Annotated in this window: 18 protein-coding genes; 12 read left to right on the plus strand and 6 right to left on the minus strand. The window is 44.5% G+C overall.

Annotated elements, in window-relative coordinates; all coding sequences use genetic code 11:
- Positions 1-24: 24 nt before the first annotated feature.
- Complete coding sequence (locus MKY77_RS02000; protein WP_339148582.1) at positions 25-447, plus strand: general stress protein; 423 nt, start codon at positions 25-27, stop codon at positions 445-447.
- Positions 448-921: 474 nt separating this feature from the next.
- Here MKY77_RS02000 and MKY77_RS02005 read toward each other — a convergent pair whose 3' ends face one another.
- Positions 922-2,463, minus strand: coding sequence for an FAD-dependent oxidoreductase (locus tag MKY77_RS02005; RefSeq protein WP_339148583.1), 1,542 nt, complete (start codon positions 2,461-2,463; stop codon positions 922-924).
- A gap of 209 nt (positions 2,464-2,672) precedes the next feature.
- Between MKY77_RS02005 and MKY77_RS02010 the strand changes: the two genes are divergently transcribed.
- From MKY77_RS02010 to MKY77_RS02025, 4 genes are all read left to right on the plus strand, one after another.
- A complete protein-coding gene (locus MKY77_RS02010; protein WP_339148584.1) occupies positions 2,673-4,121 on the plus strand; it encodes a VWA domain-containing protein in 1,449 nt (482 codons plus the stop codon).
- A 328-nt stretch (positions 4,122-4,449) separates the two neighbouring features.
- The gene (locus MKY77_RS02015; RefSeq protein ID WP_339148585.1) at positions 4,450-5,379 is read left to right on the plus strand and encodes a manganese-dependent inorganic pyrophosphatase; all 930 of its coding nucleotides are present in this window, start codon (positions 4,450-4,452) and stop codon (positions 5,377-5,379) included.
- 515 nt (positions 5,380-5,894) lie between these two features.
- Positions 5,895-6,554, plus strand: a complete 660-nt coding sequence (locus MKY77_RS02020; protein WP_339148586.1) for a hypothetical protein — start codon at positions 5,895-5,897, stop codon at positions 6,552-6,554.
- 12 nt (positions 6,555-6,566) lie between these two features.
- Positions 6,567-7,148 (plus strand): CDP-alcohol phosphatidyltransferase family protein, encoded by a 582-nt coding sequence (locus MKY77_RS02025; protein ID WP_339148587.1) that lies wholly within the window; start codon positions 6,567-6,569, stop codon positions 7,146-7,148.
- Between the two features lie 218 nt (positions 7,149-7,366).
- Here MKY77_RS02025 and MKY77_RS02030 read toward each other — a convergent pair whose 3' ends face one another.
- Together MKY77_RS02030 and MKY77_RS02035 are read right to left on the minus strand one after the other, a co-directional pair.
- Positions 7,367-7,513, minus strand: coding sequence for a lmo0937 family membrane protein (locus MKY77_RS02030; protein ID WP_169291024.1), 147 nt, complete (start codon positions 7,511-7,513; stop codon positions 7,367-7,369).
- Positions 7,514-7,607: 94 nt separating this feature from the next.
- Positions 7,608-7,757 (minus strand): lmo0937 family membrane protein, encoded by a 150-nt coding sequence (locus MKY77_RS02035; protein WP_148989869.1) that lies wholly within the window; start codon positions 7,755-7,757, stop codon positions 7,608-7,610.
- Between the two features lie 245 nt (positions 7,758-8,002).
- On the opposite strand from MKY77_RS02035, the gene MKY77_RS02040 reads away from it, so the two are divergent.
- The 3 genes from MKY77_RS02040 to MKY77_RS02050 all read left to right on the plus strand — a co-directional run bounded on the left by MKY77_RS02040 (position 8,003) and on the right by MKY77_RS02050 (position 10,160).
- Entirely contained in the window at positions 8,003-8,191 is a 189-nt protein-coding gene (locus MKY77_RS02040; RefSeq protein ID WP_088016761.1) for a CsbD family protein, read from the plus strand.
- Positions 8,192-8,240: 49 nt separating this feature from the next.
- Entirely contained in the window at positions 8,241-9,131 is an 891-nt protein-coding gene (locus tag MKY77_RS02045; RefSeq protein WP_342515631.1) for a hypothetical protein, read from the plus strand.
- A gap of 150 nt (positions 9,132-9,281) precedes the next feature.
- Positions 9,282-10,160: an SDR family oxidoreductase gene (locus tag MKY77_RS02050; protein ID WP_339148592.1), complete on the plus strand. Its 879-nt coding sequence runs from the start codon at positions 9,282-9,284 to the stop codon at positions 10,158-10,160.
- Between the two features lie 154 nt (positions 10,161-10,314).
- Here the strand turns inward: MKY77_RS02050 and MKY77_RS02055 are convergent, their stop codons facing one another.
- A complete protein-coding gene (locus MKY77_RS02055) occupies positions 10,315-10,872 on the minus strand; it encodes a hypothetical protein (RefSeq protein ID WP_339148593.1) in 558 nt (185 codons plus the stop codon).
- A gap of 161 nt (positions 10,873-11,033) precedes the next feature.
- Between MKY77_RS02055 and MKY77_RS02060 the strand changes: the two genes are divergently transcribed.
- Entirely contained in the window at positions 11,034-11,360 is a 327-nt protein-coding gene (locus tag MKY77_RS02060; protein ID WP_339148594.1) for a YciI family protein, read from the plus strand.
- 263 nt (positions 11,361-11,623) lie between these two features.
- Here the strand turns inward: MKY77_RS02060 and bioB are convergent, their stop codons facing one another.
- Positions 11,624-12,634 carry a biotin synthase BioB gene (gene bioB, locus MKY77_RS02065; protein ID WP_342515632.1) on the minus strand — a complete coding sequence of 337 codons (1,011 nt, stop codon included), beginning with the start codon at positions 12,632-12,634 and terminating at the stop codon, positions 11,624-11,626.
- A gap of 262 nt (positions 12,635-12,896) precedes the next feature.
- Between bioB and MKY77_RS02070 the strand changes: the two genes are divergently transcribed.
- Positions 12,897-13,031 carry a hypothetical protein gene (locus MKY77_RS02070; RefSeq protein ID WP_342515633.1) on the plus strand — a complete coding sequence of 45 codons (135 nt, stop codon included), beginning with the start codon at positions 12,897-12,899 and terminating at the stop codon, positions 13,029-13,031.
- Between the two features lie 72 nt (positions 13,032-13,103).
- Positions 13,104-15,434, plus strand: a complete 2,331-nt coding sequence (gene helD, locus MKY77_RS02075; RefSeq protein WP_339148596.1) for an RNA polymerase recycling motor HelD — start codon at positions 13,104-13,106, stop codon at positions 15,432-15,434.
- Between the two features lie 278 nt (positions 15,435-15,712).
- On the opposite strand, the gene MKY77_RS02080 is transcribed toward helD, so the two are convergent.
- On the minus strand, positions 15,713-16,264 hold the full coding sequence (locus tag MKY77_RS02080) for a VTT domain-containing protein (protein WP_339148597.1): 552 nt from the start codon (positions 16,262-16,264) through the stop codon (positions 15,713-15,715).
- A 101-nt stretch (positions 16,265-16,365) separates the two neighbouring features.
- Here MKY77_RS02080 and MKY77_RS02085 point away from each other — a divergent pair, with 101 nt between their 5' ends.
- Complete coding sequence (locus MKY77_RS02085) at positions 16,366-16,704, plus strand: metal-sensitive transcriptional regulator (protein ID WP_339148598.1); 339 nt, start codon at positions 16,366-16,368, stop codon at positions 16,702-16,704.
- Positions 16,705-16,712: the final 8 nt, after the last annotated feature.

A 16,712-nucleotide genomic window follows, 5' to 3' on the forward strand; every position in this document is an offset into this window, starting at 1 on the left:
ATCATTTTCCTAGGAGGAACGACAATGAAAAAAACGATATTAGGTGTTTATGATACCGAGAAAAAAGCCAGAAATGTGGTAGAAGGTTTGATTGTTCAAGGGTATCAGGCAGAAGAGATCGTCATCGTGGCACTAGGTGATTCCCTTGGCTCCGATTATCCATTGGGAACACGAATCGAGAGGATTGAAGCGGAAGAGGACGACTCTATGGTCGATAAAATCTTTTTGCCAGATGAAGTGCAGGCACCACAAGGGATCGGCAACAAGCTGCTCGCCCTCGGCCTATCAGATCGTGATGCGCCGATGTATGCAACAGATGTGGAGAACGGCAGGATCCTGGTGCTGGTGAATGAAAAGCAGAGCAAGGAAGCAAAAACCATCGAAACTTGTGTGGAAGATCGTGCACAGCAAGGAATGCATGCAGCAGGTGTAAGACAGATAGATTGAAAAAAAGAGGGACGACTCCTTTGACGGGTCGTTCCTCTTTTTTTAAGGCTCTTTTCTCAAAGATTGTTGCTATTCACTTCGGCAATCTTAAGACCCGCAAGCGTTGGGAGGAGGCTCAAGGTCGCCCTTAGGATAAGCGCAGCATTTGTGGAAAGGAACAGCGGTGTTTAAAAGAACCATTCAATAAAAAGACCGGGCGGTATTTGCCCGGTTTCAGACTGTTGACAAACTATAAACTAGTTAGGTTATCTGTTGGAAGAGTTGATCTTCGTTGCAGGAGCTTCGCTTTCCGCGGGCGGTCCGGGAGCCTCCTCGGGCTAACGCCCTGCGGGGTCTCCCATGTCCCTTCCTCCCGCAGGAGTCTTCGCTCCTTCCACTGCGATCAACTAGAGAATTTCATTATTTTAAGCTTTGTCTACACACTGAGACCGGGCGGTATTTGCCTGGTTTATATTATGGTAAAAAAGAATAGTGTTATTTTTCGTACTCCTTCAACGGTTTTGTTGCTGGCCCTTCCAATACGTCCCCCTTATAGGAGAATCGGGAAGCATGACATGGGCAATCCCAGGAACGTTCCGCATCGTTCCATTCCACGTCGCATCCCATATGTGTGCAGGTAGGCTTTATGAGGTGGCAGGTGCCTTCGCTGTCCTTATAGGCTCCTACTTTTTTGCCATCCAAATGGACAATGCCACCCTCATCACACCTCAGCTCCTCTAAGCTGCGAGACTTTCTCTTCAATTTTCCTTTAACCAGCTCTTTGGCTACTGTTGCATTTTCCTTTACAAAATTTTTGATGCTGCTGGCCTCCATTTCGCCCCTGCTAGGATGGAAAAGGTCCTTATACGGATTGACCTGGTTGAGGATCGTATCTTTCAATATACAGGCGGCAATCGTCCCGTTTGTCATTCCCCACTTGGCATAAGCGGTGGCTACGAGCACATTTTCCGACCCTTTCTGAATGGGACCGATATATGGCAGGCGATCGAGCGAAAAAATATCCTGTGAAGACCAATGATACGGGATATCATTTATATCAAAATACCTGGCTCCAAACTCGGCAAGCTTCTCATAATTGGTGAGGGTGTCTCGATCATGTTGGCCGGTGGGATGCCCTTCCCCTCCAAGGAGCAATAATTTCTCTCCGTCAGGACCCATTGCAGATCGGATAGAGCGGGTCGGTTCATCCGCACTCAAGTACATGCCTTCCGGAATACTAACTTGTTCCATGTTAGCAGCTAGAGCGTAAGAGCGTTCAACATGCAATCTGGAAAAGAGTAGGCCATTCATATCGTTGAATGGGTAATGCGTGCTGACGATGATACTTTTGCTTTTCACCTCAAAACCACTCTCTGTTTCAACAATCGAGGAATCCTTCTGTATGTCCCTGGCTTTTGTATGTTCATACACGTTACCACCCAATTCTGTAAAAGCTCGTAGCAACCCATTTAAATATTTGACTGGATGAAACTGTGCCTGATCTCGCATCATCACACCATTTTTCACGGGAAAAGGGAGTGACAGATCTTCCGTATGGGCAAAGCCGCCATTTATACCAAGTTTGAGATAGGCATTTGCTTCTTCCTCCACCTTTTGCTCCATTTCCTTGCTTGTGGAGTAGACGAATGACGGGAGTGTGTGGAAATCGCAATCTATTTGCAAATCGTTGATGCTTTCCTGGATGAAAGATAAACCTTCCTGATTTGCTTCATAGTAAAGCCGTGCCTTTTCTTGTCCGTGTTGCTTGATTAGGTCTTGATAGATCAACCCGTGTTGGGAGGAAATTTTGGCGGTCGTAAAACCGGTGGTACCTCCGATGACCCTGCCTGCTTCGAGGAGTGCGACACTCAATCCTTCCTTCGCAAGAAGATATGCGGCGGTGATGCCTGTAATTCCAGCCCCGATGACAGTCACATCCGCAGAGATGTTCTCTTTAAGTGGGGAGAATGTGTCCGATGAATGTTGTTGCTGCCAGAGTGAAGCAGGATGAGATGATAGTTTTGCAATTTTATGCATGTCAGAACCTCCATAAATAAGTGTTACTATTTCCTACCCTACTTGATGGGAAAATATCGTTCTGGAGAGTATTTGGAAGATTGATAGGAAAACAGGTTGCAATATTTTTTAATGGAAAAAGAGAGCTGGAATAGTTATCCTATTTATGGAAGGTGACTGAAACAAAGTCAGCGACAAGCCGTACAAACAGTAGAAATGGAGGGAGACAGATGAGATTATTCATAACGTTACTGAGTATAACCGTGTTTTTCCTTGGAGGTTGCTCATCAAAAGGGGAAAACATAGCAACTGAGCCAACTCCTTCTTCCAATGAGGAAGAGTGGCAGGGGGAAGAGGATAGCGACGAAAAAGAGCCAGCAGAAGAGGTGGAATCTTCTGAGAATGAGGTTCTTGGGAAGTTGGATGAAGTGGTGATCCCGTCCAACCTGGAGGAATTTGTAGCAGTCCAGTCCGGAACAATGACTGGGGATATGGAGTATAAAGAGGAAACCAGTATGTGGCCCTCGCTTAATCCTTTGAGCGGTTTGGAAGAAGAATTTCTTTTACATATGGAAAATGTAACGAAGGAAACGACAGATTCGGAGGATTTAATGAAGGCTTTTATCCACCTTTTAGGAAACAATGCGTACCCTGAGACAATCGGAAAACTAGCAAACTATGAGCCTTCTTTTAATGAACCTTTGTTGCCCGAGCCAGAGCTGAACGATGAAGCGCCTAATGGGCAAGGGACGCCTGCAAAAGCCTTGATCCTTTTGGATGCTAGCTCCAGTATGCTGTTGGATGTAGATGGCAAGCAGAAAATGAAGGTGGCAAAGGATGCCGTGCTGAGCTTCGGGAAAACAATCGGAGCGAACAGTGATGTGTCATTGTATGTGTACGGGCACGCCGGCTCCCAGGAAGACAAGGATATGCAAGTGTCCTGTACAACGATAGATGAAGTCTATCCAGCACAGGCATATAACGAAAAAGCATTCTTTGAAGCGGTTCAAGGGGTAGAAGCAAAAGGATGGACCCCACTTGCGGAAGCAATTAAGACTGCTCGTGAAGATAGTGCAGATTACGACGGGGATATTACCCTTTATATTGTAAGTGACGGGATGGAAACGTGCGAGGGTAACCCGGTAGAGGAAGCTAGAGCCTTTGCAGATGAAAAAGAAGGGCGCCATGTCAATATCATCGGGTTCAATGTCGACAAGCAATCCGAAGATCAGTTAAAGGACGTGGCAGCTGCCGGAAACGGTGAGTACATCTCTGCCGACAGCGCAGACGACCTGCAGAACAGCATGAAATACAAGTGGTTACCAGATAGTTTAGACTTGATGAACAAATCACTCGCATCACCAAAAGGAACCTTTGCCGTCGCCTTTGCCAATCTGGACCTTGATAATATGAAAATGGCCATTCAAAATGCCATCAACAAAGAAACAGAGCGCTTCAGAGCCGCTGCCACTTCCCTGAAGAATGCAGAGCAGATTACAGAAGAAGAGAAAGCGGCCTTACTTGCTAGAATCGAGGAATATGGAGAGACGATGCGGAGTCTAACAGAAGAATTGCATGACAAAAAGGATCAGGAAATGAACGATGAACTTGATCGAATCGATGCAGAAATTAAAGATTGGATCGAGCGAATGAAAAAGCTGAAAGAAGAGAACGGGTAAGACGAGGGAACCAGCTGGAAGATGCTTTGCGGCTTTGGCACGAACTCTGGGTGTTTTGGCATGAACTTTGGCCTTTTTGGCACGAACTTGCCCAGTTTTGGCATGAACTTCACCCATTTCGGCATCAACTCGGATTTGTAATATCGACTGCGACGGCTCCCCCTGCGTAATAGCTACAAAAGTAAAATAGTAAAAGGATCCAGTTGGTACGACGTTTTAATGAATGATAAGATTTTCATTTTGAAACAAGAGAAATTTTAAGGTAATATACAAAGTGGAAGAGTTAGCACGAATAGCTCGATATTACATTTAAGCAAGGAGAGTACTCATGACAAAAGTTTTAGTACTAGGACATAAAAACCCAGATACAGATTCCATCTGCTCGGCAATTGCTTATGCAGAGTTGAAAAAGCAATTGGGCATGGATGCAGAGCCAGTCCGCCTAGGTGAATTAAACGGCGAAACGGAATATGCCCTTAAAGAATTCAACAGTGAAGTGCCGCGTCTAGTGGAAACTGTTGCAAACGAAGTGAAGGAAGTAATTTTGGTCGACCACAACGAGCGCCAACAAAGCGTAAGCGATATTGATCAAGTTCGCGTCCTTGAGGTAATCGATCACCACCGTATCGCAAACTTTGAGACAGCTGATCCATTATACTACCGTGCAGAGCCTGTAGGTTGCACAGCGACGATCTTGAACAAGCTTTACAAGGAAAATGGAGTGGAAATCTCCAAGCCGGTTGCAGGTTTGATGCTTTCTGCCATCATTTCTGATTCTCTATTGTTCAAATCCCCAACTTGCACGGAACAAGATGTACAGGCTGCTAAAGAGCTTGCTGAAATTGCGGGTGTGAATGCAGAAGAATACGGTTTAGCGATGTTAAAAGCGGGAGCGGACCTTAGCGACAAAACGGTAGAACAGCTTATCTCCCTTGATGCAAAGGAATTCCAGATGGGCAACTACAAAGTGGAAATCGCACAAGTGAACACGGTTGATACAAATGACGTTCTTGCAAAACAAGAAGAGTTGGAAGCGGTAATCACAGCAAATGTGGCGAACAAGAACTTAGATTTATTCTTGCTGGTAGTGACGGATATCTTAGAGAATGATTCTGTTGCGCTTGCACTTGGCTCACAGGCTCCGGCTGTGGAGAAAGCGTACAATGTGAAGCTTGAGAACAACACTGCCTTGTTAAAAGGTTTGGTTTCCCGTAAGAAGCAAGTTGTACCTGTGTTGACAGATGCTTTAACAAAATAATGAGTCCCTTTGGATAGAAGTAGACGCATGGATTGATTCTTTTAGTGAGTTGATCCATGCGTTTTTTTGGATTTTTGAATAGAAACAGGGGTTTTTTAGGCAATTTTTGATGCTAATAAATCCGTTCGGACAACTATCGTGGAGGTTCGGACAATTGAGCCCTTTTTCAGCATAGGTTCGGACAAGTTCATGGCCGGGTTCGTACAACATGCATGGACGTTCGGACATTGAAAAGTTCGTTCGGACAACTATCGGAGAACTTCGGACAACTTTGCCAAAACTTCGGACAAGAACGCCAAAACTTCGGACAAAAAACGAAAATCTTCGGACATTTGCCCAAAACAGAAGCGAGCTCAGCCCGCAGGTCCCCCGTCCACCCCAAAAATCCCGCACAAAGACCCAAGGTGATCCAACTCCCCTCCAAGACCGTTAGGTTCCTAAAGAGCCTAAACCCAAAGTGTAAAAGGATAGTGTTATATATATAGCTAGAGAGAAATCGATAAAGAGGGACGTCCATGAAAATAAGGTTGGCCCGGGCCCTGATCACGAATCCTCAACTTTTGCTTTTGGATGAGCCGTTCAGCAGCATCGATAACGAAAAAAGGGACGAATTGCGACTATGGGTGAAGAATTTATTGAAAGAAGAAGGTATTGCAAGCCTTTTTATCACCCATGATAAAGAAGAAGCCATGCTGATGGGGGATCGGGTCGTCATATTTGCCGAACAGAAAATCCAGCAGATTGGCAAACCGATGGACGTGTATGAGGAGCCAGCGACACCTTTTGTGGCAAAATTCTATTCCGATGGCCTTCTAATAGATGCCAATTCCTTTGTTCATTCGAAAAAATTGACAGTTGCAAATGAACAGGCAGAGGAAAGCTATCAGTCCTATAAAGGAACGGTAGTACAGAAAAAAGTGAAACATGGAAGCCTTTTTTATGATATCCAGATGGAAGCCCTTAATCAAAAGCTCACTCTTCCCTCTATTCGGTTTACCCATTTCCTTTTAGGGACGGTACTCGGAATCATCCCAGGTACGTTTGCCTTTAACTTTCTGGGATCAAGCTTTGTAGAGGGTGACTATACCTATATGTTGGTGGCGGTGGTCGTGTTTCTTCTGATTGCTGTCATTCCTATATTTTTCAAAAATCGTCTTCAAAAATTCTTCAAATAAAGGAAGGTTTCTATGCTTGATACGCATGCCCGGAAATATGTACAACCTTTAATATCACATACGGCAGAGCGATTGCTGAAGTTCGGATTGACCCCAAACCAGGTTACGGTCATTTCTTTTTGTATCGGCGTTTCATCTGGAGCTTTTTTCTATTTCGGCCTCCCGATTATAGCAGTATTGGTTCTGTGGGTTTCGGGCTTTCTTGATGCGGTCGATGGCACGATGGCCCGCAAAACCAAGTCCTCTCCATGGGGAACGGTGATGGATGTCACGTTTGATCGACTGGTTGAGATAAGTGTCATCCTCGGAGTGGCTTTTGTCTATCCCGAAATACAGTGGGCTTTATTATTATTGAGCGTGTCCATCATTTTTTCCATTACGGTCTTTTTAACGGTAGGAGCGGTGTCTGAAAACCAAGGCATGAAGTCATTTTATTATCAAGCTGGGCTTGCGGAGAGAACAGAAGGATTTATTCTACTTTCCCTTATGATGTTGCTGCCGGCTTTTGTCCTATGGACCACCTTGATTTTCCTAGTGGTTGAAATTATCACTGGCCTGCAGCGTTTCTTCGAGGCAAAAAGAATTTTACAATAAGGCTATTGAGGAAAAGGCTACAGATACCCTAGTTGATGATTGGAGCACAGGGCGAAGACTCCAGCGGGAGGTAGCGCGTAGTGGAGACCCCACAGGCGCCCCGCGGAAAGCGAAGCACAGTGCGGAAATCAACAGCGCGTTATTAGATGCTCATGAAAAAAGCTGGAAAGCTTCAGTGTTGTCACTGATCCTTCCCAGCTTTTTTCTATTTATCATCACTACGGCCTTCTGCGACCAGTGAATAAGTTAAAGACTAATGCGATTAGTGCTAATACAAGGATGATGTGGATTAGGTTCCCTGCGATATCAAAAGAGAATCCAAGTAACCATAAGATAAGTAATACTGCAAAGATTGTCCATAACATAGTGATATGCCTCCTAAACATCTGACTTAAAATAGCTGTACTATTGTTTTACCCATAGGATATACAATTAGTCGTAGAAATTTATGGATAAGTGTTACCTGACACCTCGTCTTCTTCCGAATAGGTTAAATACGATTGCCAATACAGCTAGGACTAGAAGAATGTGAATTAGTCCTCCACCGATTTCCATTGCGAAACCAAGTAACCAAAGAACTAATAGTACAACAAATATTGTCCATAACATGTGATTTTCCTCCTCTATCGTTTTAGTATTTTTTTCATCGTCTACACAGAAGGTAATTCCCTTGGGTGAGAATTTTAAACCAATATTTTTTATGATGGAATATTTGATAGGAACTAAAAGTAGGAAAAAAGTTTCGAAAAAAAGTTTGTTCCTAAATTAAGGTTTTAAATAATGCCAAGGTGGAATGGAGTAACTAGTGACGAGCTATCAGATGTCACAAATTGAAGTGGGAGGTGATGTTGATTATGAATCAGACAACCATGAAAGGTAAGTGGAACCAGATGAAAGGTGACGCCAAGAAGAAATGGGGAAATCTCACGGATGATGATCTTCAACAAATTGAGGGAGATCGTGATAAGCTGGTAGGCAAAATTCAGGAGCGTCACGGGAAGTCCAAAGAAGAGGCGGAACGTGAAGTGGACGGTTGGATGTAGGCAATACTTAGGTATTTTTAAAGAAATTACTTAAAGGAGAGGAAACGACATGGCAAATAACAACAATAGCAACAACTCTAATAACAGCAACTCCAATAATTCTAACAACGGTAACAACTCTAACAATAACAATTCTAGCAACAACAGCAACAGCGGCAACAACAACAGCGGCAACAACAGCAACAACAGCGGTAACAACAGCAACAGCGGCAACAACAGCGGTAACAACAGCAACAGCGGCAACAACAGCAACAACAGCAACAACAGCGGCAACAGCGGCAACAACAACAGCGGCAACAACAGCAACAACAGCGGTAACAACAGCAACAGCGGCAACAACAGCGGTAACAACAGCAACAGCGGCAACAACAGCAACAACAGCAACAACAGCGGCAACAGCGGCAACAACAGCGGTAACAGCGGCAACAACAGCAACAGCGGCAACAACAACAGCGGCAACAACAGCAACAGCGGCAACAACGGTAACAACAGTAACAGCGCAACAACAGCAACAGCAGCAACAGCGGCAATAACAGTAACAGCGGCAATAACAGCGGTAACAACAGCAACAGCAACAACAACAGCAACAACAGCGGTAACAGCGGTAACAGCGGCAACAGCGGCAACAGCGGCAACAGCGGCAACAACAGCGGTAACAGCGGCAACAGCGGCAACAACAGCAACAGCGGCAACAGCGGCAACAACAGCAACAGCAGCAACAGCGGCAACAGCGGCAACAGTGGCAACAACAGTAACAGCGGCAACAGCGGTAACAGCGGTAACAACAGCAGCAACAACAACAACTCTAACAGCAACAGCTCTAACAATTCCTCAATGTCATATGAGGAACGCGGACGTATGGGTGGAGAAAAGACCAAACAGGAATATGGTCAGGAGCACTTCGAGGAAATCGGCAGACAGGGCGGTAATAAGACGTTGAACGAGCACGGCACAGAGCACTTCGAGGAAATCGGTAAAAAAGGCGGAAACAATTCCAACTAATTTGAGTCACATAGATACGTAACATAATGGGCAGCCGGGATAAGTGAAGGCTGCCTCTTATCATTCAAAAAACAGAGGAGTGGGAAAAATGAGTGAAGAACGTTTTGATTCCGTACAAACTGATGGTCAACCGGCACAGGAGCAAGGGAAGCAACCAGGTGATGAAAATGAAATGATTCCAGAACCAATCTGCGATAACCCGGACTACAAGGGAAGCGGCAAGCTCCAAGGAAAGAATGCTATCATCACTGGCGGAGACAGTGGAATTGGTCGTGCCGTGGCCATTGCCTATGCAAAGGAAGGTGCAAATGTCAGCATCGTTTACTTGGACGAACATGAGGATGCCAAAAAAACAAAGCAAATGGTGGAAGAGTATGGTGCCAAGTGTTTACTTTATTCTGGAGATATCGGTCAGAAGGACTTTTGTACCGACGTAGTCAAGCAGACAGTGGAGGAGCTGGGAGGCTTACATATTCTTGTGAACAATGCGGCCGAACAGCATGTGCAGGAGAAAATCGAGGATATTTCAGAAGAGCAGCTGATGCGTACGTTCCAGACCAATATCTTTTCTTATTTCTATTTCATCCAAGCGGCCATGCCATACCTCGACAAAGGAAGCTCTATCATTAATACCGCTTCGGTAGTAGCTTACAAAGGTATGCCAATTCTGATGGACTACTCTGCAACAAAAGGTGCCATTGTTGCCCTTACACGTTCGCTATCTGAGAACATTGTAGGAAGTGGCATCCGAGTGAACGGCGTGGCGCCGGGACCGATTTGGACGCCGCTCATTCCGGCTTCTTTTGATGGGGAAAAGGTTGAGGACTTTGGAACGAACAGTCCAATGGGAAGACCTGGTCAACCGGCTGAACTGGCACCGGCTTATGTCTACTTGGCATCGGAGGATTCCTCTTATGTCTCAGGACAAATGATTCACATCAATGGAGGAACAGTCGTGAACGGTTAAAAAAGGGGACGGTTCATTTGCTTCGGAAGCAAGTGAGCCGTCCCTACTTTAGTTAAGGCTGATTTCGTACCGTTATATTCCTGCTGTATTAAAAATACAACTTGTAATCTTTAGAGTTTGTAAGCGGTAAAAGGTTCAACTGGAGAAAAGGGCCTTAGTTAAATTGATTTGTCCGGTCCACAGTGTATGGAAAGTCATATTCTCTCCTTGCGTGGTTGAACTGATACAATTGAAGGGTGAATTTATGGTCACGGATCATGGAAAGCTCATTTCCATCGTTGAAATAGAAAACCATCCTGTGTTTTTCCCCATGCTTCGGTAAAATCAGGACAACCTCTTTTACATCCTCCCATGAATATTGGTTGGTCTTGAACGTACCTGTTGCACTCCACGAGATACTCTCGGAACCTAAAGCCTGGTAACTGAACGTTCCAAGCGTGAAGAAGAACAACGCCACGATGATTCCTACTCCAACCAACCACTTCGCATACCTTACAAACAGAAATGCCAGAAAGAAAAACAACGCCAATAAGACTCCTGAAATCCCATAAAGCCAATACGTATCAGGGGATTCCTGCAAAAGCCAAATCGTTTTATCATCGAAAAAGATCCCTTGGAATAGAAAGGGGCCGACTAATATGTATAAAGGCAACAACACAAGGGTTACTATTGCATACATAAGATAAACATGCTTTTTTTCTATATTATTCAACGTTAGATTTCTCCTCTCAGATGAGTGAAAATTAATACTATTCTATACTCTTCATTATACACTAATTGGAAGTCGGAATTGTGCATTATTTCCTTCGTGCGATAAAAGGATTTTCTCAAAATTTGTAGAAATTTAAGGTATCGAAAGGAGTGGGGAAATCCATGAGCTTACAAACGTATATCTACGTGTTGCGACTGCCTGAAAGATTATATGATCCGGAGTATTGGACTGAAGAGGAAAAGAACGTTGTATCCCGACACTTCTCCTACTTGAAGAAGAATGTGGAAAATGGAGTGGTCATCCTCGCGGGAAGAACTGAACAGACGGATGAAACCGGGTTTGGCATTGTAATATTCTTGGCTAGAAGTGAAACGGAAGCTGAAAGGTTTATGAACCACGATCCTGCGGTCGCAAGCGAAATAATGACAGGAGAACTCTCCCGCTACCGACTTGCATTGTTGAACGAAAAATTTTCCGTAGGGGTATAAAAAGGACAGTGGCATTGTTCAAGGCCACTGAAAAAGTACATTATTTTAATAACACTGTTGATTTCCACAAACAGCTTCGCTTATCCAGAGGGCGACAATCTTGAGCCTCCTAGGGCTAACGCTCTGCGGGGTCTCAAGATTGTCGCTACCCTCCCGCTGGAGTCTTCGCCGATTGCTCCAATCCATAGCTAGAAATCGTAATAAAGAAAAGTTATTGGGGGTTTCAGTGGCCTTGCATCGTTCCACGGCCCTTTTTGTTCTATTTACACTCCTGCAAAATGCTGGCTTTCCGTTTCAAACGCGTTCTCCTCAATTTCAAAACCAAGGTCATTAATCATCTGATAATCTTGATTGGATGCCTGCCCGCTGGTTGTCAGGTAATCACCTACAAAGATGGAGTTCGCCATGTACAACCCTAGACTTTGAAGTGTTCTGAGGTTGAACTCGCGGCCACCAGAAATCCTGATTTCTTTTGTAGGATTCACAAAACGGAACATCGCCAAGATCTTCAGGCATTTAATAGGAGTCAAATCGTCCATACCCGCAAGCTTTGTCCCTTCAATTGGATGGAGGAAGTTGACTGGAATGGAGTCGGCATCAAGTTCCTTTAATGAATAAGCCATTTCCACGACGTCCTCAAGCGACTCCCCCATACCACAAATGACGCCGGAGCAAGGGGAAATCCCAGCATTCTTCAACGTTTCCAGGGTGCGGATTCGATCTTCATAGTCATGCGTGGTGGTAATCTCGCTATGATGTCCTTTACTTGTATTGATATTGTGGTTGAAGCGATCCACACCTGCTTCCTTCAACAGCTTGGCCTGTGCATCGTTAACCAGTCCAAGACAGGCGCAAATCTTCATATTGTCGACATCTTTTTTGATATCCTGTACGGCCTGGACCACCGTATCCACATCACGGTTTGTGGGTTTGCGTCCGCTCATGACGATACAATATGTCCCAATCTTATTTTTTTTGGCTTCCTTGGCGCCATCCACGATGATCTTTTTGCTCACAAGCGGATAGCTGTCAATTTCGGTGTCAGCTTTCATGGATTGGGAGCAATAGCCACAGTCTTCCGGGCAAAGGCCGCTTTTGGCGTTTATAATAAGGTTCAGTTTTACTTTTTTTCCGTAGTAATGCTTTCGGATTTGAAAGGCTGCTTGTACAAGTTCCAATACGTGATCATCGTCTTCATTTAGAATGCGTAAAGCTTCTTCTTGTGTTATGTGATAGCCACCCACCACTTTTTCTGCAAGCTGTTTCCAAGTCAAAGTAATCACTCCTAGGTAATAAATATGTAAACTTAATAACAAATAAAGTTTACATTTAAAGTTGTAGGCTGACAAGGAAAAGAAGTAAATCTGATAGAAAATTGCAAATTGTTTTGTAAGCGGTTATAATTGTTTTTCCGGCAAGGCTCTTTTCTCAACCTTTGTTGTTAGCCCATAGTAAAAAGTCGGCAGTTGGACTTTTTACCGCATATATATCCTAACTATTCCATTGCTGTATAAATAGAATTATTAGAAAAAGAGCATGGCAGTAAGGAATATAACAAGTGATATAAAAATGCATGAAGGTTTAGAAAATGCCTCCCAAAAAGAACAGAAAACCGTTGCGTACTTTGAAAAGGTTACCAAGGATGTATACCATGAATGGAGAAAACTCTAGTTCATGGTTTTTTGCGTCTTTATTAAAGGCTGTTTTTTCTTTGAGAAAAGAGCCTTACAAAACCTCAGGAGTGTGAAGAGTTTGGCAGAAAAGAAGAAGAGGCATCCTGATTTTGATCAGGAAGTGGAACGGCTGACATTTACCAAAAAGTATATGGATATTGTGATCCAGGCAACAGAAATGGACGAAGAGTCCTTTAAGGCAAGCTTTAAAGATGCACTGGACGGAATGGACTTTAAGGACAGTAGTTTAAGCTATATGAGCATGCTCACCAACGCGAACCTGCTTCAGCGGACGACCGAAGAAATCCGCAGCCTCAAGAAAATCTACCATAAGCCCTACTTTGCCAGAGTGGATTACAAACGCGCAGGCAAAGACGAAGAGGAAATTCTTTATTTTGGAAAAGCCTCTTTGTTTGATAGGGAAACGCAAGATCCAATTATCGTGGACTGGCGCTCTCCCATTGCCAATCTCTACTATGACGGAAGATTAGGAGATGTGGAATACGAAGCGGAAGGCGAAGTTTACGACGGTTACCTCTCCCTGAAAAGACAATATATCATGGAGGATGGCGAGCTTCAGGACATAAGGGATGTCGACCTGACGACTACCGATGAGCTTCTGCAAGAGTCACTTTCCGGCAGTTCAAGCAACCGCTTGACCGATATCGTGTCCACCATCCAGGAAGAACAGAACCGCATCATCCGGGCGGACCTCAATAAACCGATAATCGTGCAAGGGGCGGCGGGAAGCGGGAAAACGACCATTGCCCTTCACAGAATTTCCTATTTCATCTATACCTACCAGGACCAATTCCGACCAGAACAGCTTATGATTCTAGCACCCAATAACCTGTTCATCGACTACATCTCGGAAGTTTTGCCAGAGCTAGGGGTGGACAGGATCCTGCAAACGACCTTCATAGATTTTGTCTTGAGTTGCATCGGGAAGAAAATAAAGTTAAGACCACCGTCTGAGAAACTAATGGGCTTCATCAATCACGAATATGAGGACCCCGAGATGGTACAATGGCTCGCAAGCTTCAAGGGGTCCTTGGAATTTAAGGGAATCATCGATCGCTATCTTTCTGACATCCTGGAAACACTCATTCCGACAGAGGATTTCTATCTCACTGCTAAGTTCAAACTCTATACTGCTGAAAAAATGGAGCAACTGATCCGCAATGAGTATACCTACCTCCCGTATTATCGCCGGGTGGAAAAGGTGAAAAGCGTTCTGCAAAACTATGTGCGGACCGAGAAGAAGGTGCTTCTCCATAAAGTGGAAAAATTCTATGACCACAAGCTAGACAAAGCGTTGTTTAACATGAACTTAGATCCTGCCAAACGGAAAAGCTATGTGACAAAAGCGATGGACAAAAAAGATGAGATGACCGAAGAGATAAAACGGGAGTCCCGAACCGCCGTCAACGCTTTTATCCGAAAGCTCCCGAAACAGACACTTTTTCATTATTTTAAAGAGCTTGTAACGGACAGGACGACGTTTGCGAAATATGCGAGTGGCTATCTGGATGACTATCAGATTAAGTACTTTGTGGACTATCAGGTGAAATTACATAGACAGAAAAAGTATGAACTGGAGGACTTGGCGGCACTACTCTATTTGCAACACCATTTGTACGGAATTGATAAGGATTTGCGTGCTCGCAACGTGGTGATTGATGAGGCGCAGGATTACAGTTATTTTCAACTGGCAGCGTTGAAGAGTGCACTGGAAACAGATATGTTCACCATTGTTGGCGACCTTGCCCAAGGCATCCATTCCTATCGTGGCATCCAGGATTGGAACAAGGTAAAGGAGTCCATCTTTCCTCGGGCGGCCTATACGACTTTGCAAAAAAGCTACCGGACAACCGTTGAAATTATGGAAATGGCAAATGATCTCCTGAAGCTATTGCCATTCGAGCTGCCAAAAGTGGAGCCGGTAGTGAGACATGGTGCGAAACCGGTATTTCATGAGTGGCCTGCTTCTGGCGGCGGACCTCGTAAAATGGCGGGCATGCTCGAGACAGAAATTAAGAAGTTGTACTCTGTGGACGGTCGAAAAACAATCGCGGTAATTGGCAAAACCGAGAAGGAATGCAAGAAGATAGAGGAGATGCTAAGCAAGTATACAGATTTACGCGTACAACTGCTTCAAGAAAATGAAGAAATCAATCAAGAGGATGTTGTCATCGTTCATGCGCAATTGGCGAAGGGGCTCGAGTTTGATGCTGTGCTATTGTGCGCGCTGGATGAAGTGTTTACGGTAACTGAAATTGATGTGAAATTGCTGTACGTTGCCATGACGAGACCACTGCATCATTTGAGTTTTTATGGGAATGATGTGGGGGATTTCCTTCTGGGACATGTGGCAGGGGGTAAGTTTGTGCTAGAAGAGTAGTGATGAATGAAGAGCGACAGAGCCTTAAGTTAGAGGTTCTGTTGCTTTTTTGTTGTTGAAAACGATTTACACTTTCAATGGAACACGAAAAAGGAGTGACGTGGGAAATCCGGGTTTCATAGCCTCTCTATGAAGCCCGGATTTGAAGGAGCAATGGGAATCTGGGCCTCATAGCCTCCCTATGGAACCCGAGATAGGGGTAACATCATAAATCCGGTACTTATACCCACTACTTTCAAACGGATTTTCGCTGAATCATCCCACCCCAAACACCATTCTTACCTCCTAAGCCTTCCCTTCAACACCAACACGACAAACCCGAGCGCCACCAAAGCCAATATCACTTTCCCGGCCGTATTCCACTGCAGCACCTGATAAACCGAAAATGCCTCCAACAACAATGCGGGAACCTTTCCGACAGTACTTGCCACCGCAAATCCGACCAAGCTGATTTTGCTAGTTGCCCCTGCTAATGTCACAAGACCGGATGGTGCAAATGGGAACAGGCGTAAAGCCAATACCAACAAGAAGGCTTCCCGTCCGCCGGTTTCCTGCAACTTCACCAGCCATTTGTTTTTCATCAACGCGTCAGGGGCAAACCTCTTAATTCCTTTTCGATAGAGCCAAAAGCTTACAACAGCCCCAATAGACTCGCCCAAAAAGGAAACCAACGTGCCGAGCCAAAAACCGAAGAAAGCCAAATTGGCGGCGGTGAGAAATACACTTGGCATAAAAGCGAGTATGCTTATGAAGGTATTGATTAGAATACTAAGTACGATGGCAAACGGACCGACCGCAGTAAACCATTCCAATACTTGATCTCTCCACATGATCATTACCTCTTTTAAAGTTATTTTAATATTATAAATTCAAACCCTTTACATACCGTATAGGGGTATGTTACTCTAAAAGGGATAGGAGGTCAAGAACGATGGAAAACCTTCCAATAGAAACAATGAATACTGAAGATTGCTGCCATACGGATAGTGGTAAACGTAAAAGTCATCATTCCGAAGAGGATAAAAAGGCATTGATCTCCCGCTTGAACCGAATCGAGGGTCAGGTCCGAGGGGTAAAACGATTGATTGAAGAGGACACATATTGTGATGATGTGCTGACTCAGATCTCTGCTGTTCAGTCCGCTCTGAATGGCCTCGGCAAGTTGCTTTTAGAGGGACATATGAAATCCTGTATCGTGGAAAGAATTCAAGAGGGCGATACAGAAGTGATAGATGAGTTGTTAGTAACAGTGAAAAGACTAATGAAATAAGGGGAGAT

The organism is Sutcliffiella sp. FSL R7-0096, assembly GCF_038595065.1.
Classification (GTDB): Bacteria; Bacillota; Bacilli; order Bacillales; family Bacillaceae_I; genus Sutcliffiella_A.

Bases quoted from the DNA above. Each gene is read 5' to 3' on its own strand.
- MKY77_RS02000 (WP_339148582.1), top strand. From the start codon at position 25: ATGAAAAAAACGATATTAGGTGTTTATGATACCGAGAAAAAAGCCAGA.
- MKY77_RS02005 (WP_339148583.1), bottom strand. From the start codon at position 2,463: ATGCATAAAATTGCAAAACTATCATCTCATCCTGCTTCACTCTGGCAG.
- MKY77_RS02010 (WP_339148584.1), top strand. From the start codon at position 2,673: ATGAGATTATTCATAACGTTACTGAGTATAACCGTGTTTTTCCTTGGA.
- MKY77_RS02015 (WP_339148585.1), top strand. From the start codon at position 4,450: ATGACAAAAGTTTTAGTACTAGGACATAAAAACCCAGATACAGATTCC.
- MKY77_RS02020 (WP_339148586.1), top strand. From the start codon at position 5,895: ATGAAAATAAGGTTGGCCCGGGCCCTGATCACGAATCCTCAACTTTTG.
- MKY77_RS02025 (WP_339148587.1), top strand. From the start codon at position 6,567: ATGCTTGATACGCATGCCCGGAAATATGTACAACCTTTAATATCACAT.
- MKY77_RS02030 (WP_169291024.1), bottom strand. From the start codon at position 7,513: ATGTTATGGACAATCTTTGCAGTATTACTTATCTTATGGTTACTTGGA.
- MKY77_RS02035 (WP_148989869.1), bottom strand. From the start codon at position 7,757: ATGTTATGGACAATATTTGTTGTACTATTAGTTCTTTGGTTACTTGGT.
- MKY77_RS02040 (WP_088016761.1), top strand. From the start codon at position 8,003: ATGAATCAGACAACCATGAAAGGTAAGTGGAACCAGATGAAAGGTGAC.
- MKY77_RS02045 (WP_342515631.1), top strand. From the start codon at position 8,241: ATGGCAAATAACAACAATAGCAACAACTCTAATAACAGCAACTCCAAT.
- MKY77_RS02050 (WP_339148592.1), top strand. From the start codon at position 9,282: ATGAGTGAAGAACGTTTTGATTCCGTACAAACTGATGGTCAACCGGCA.
- MKY77_RS02060 (WP_339148594.1), top strand. From the start codon at position 11,034: ATGAGCTTACAAACGTATATCTACGTGTTGCGACTGCCTGAAAGATTA.
- MKY77_RS02070 (WP_342515633.1), top strand. From the start codon at position 12,897: ATGGCAGTAAGGAATATAACAAGTGATATAAAAATGCATGAAGGTTTA.
- MKY77_RS02080 (WP_339148597.1), bottom strand. From the start codon at position 16,264: ATGTGGAGAGATCAAGTATTGGAATGGTTTACTGCGGTCGGTCCGTTT.
- MKY77_RS02085 (WP_339148598.1), top strand. From the start codon at position 16,366: ATGGAAAACCTTCCAATAGAAACAATGAATACTGAAGATTGCTGCCAT.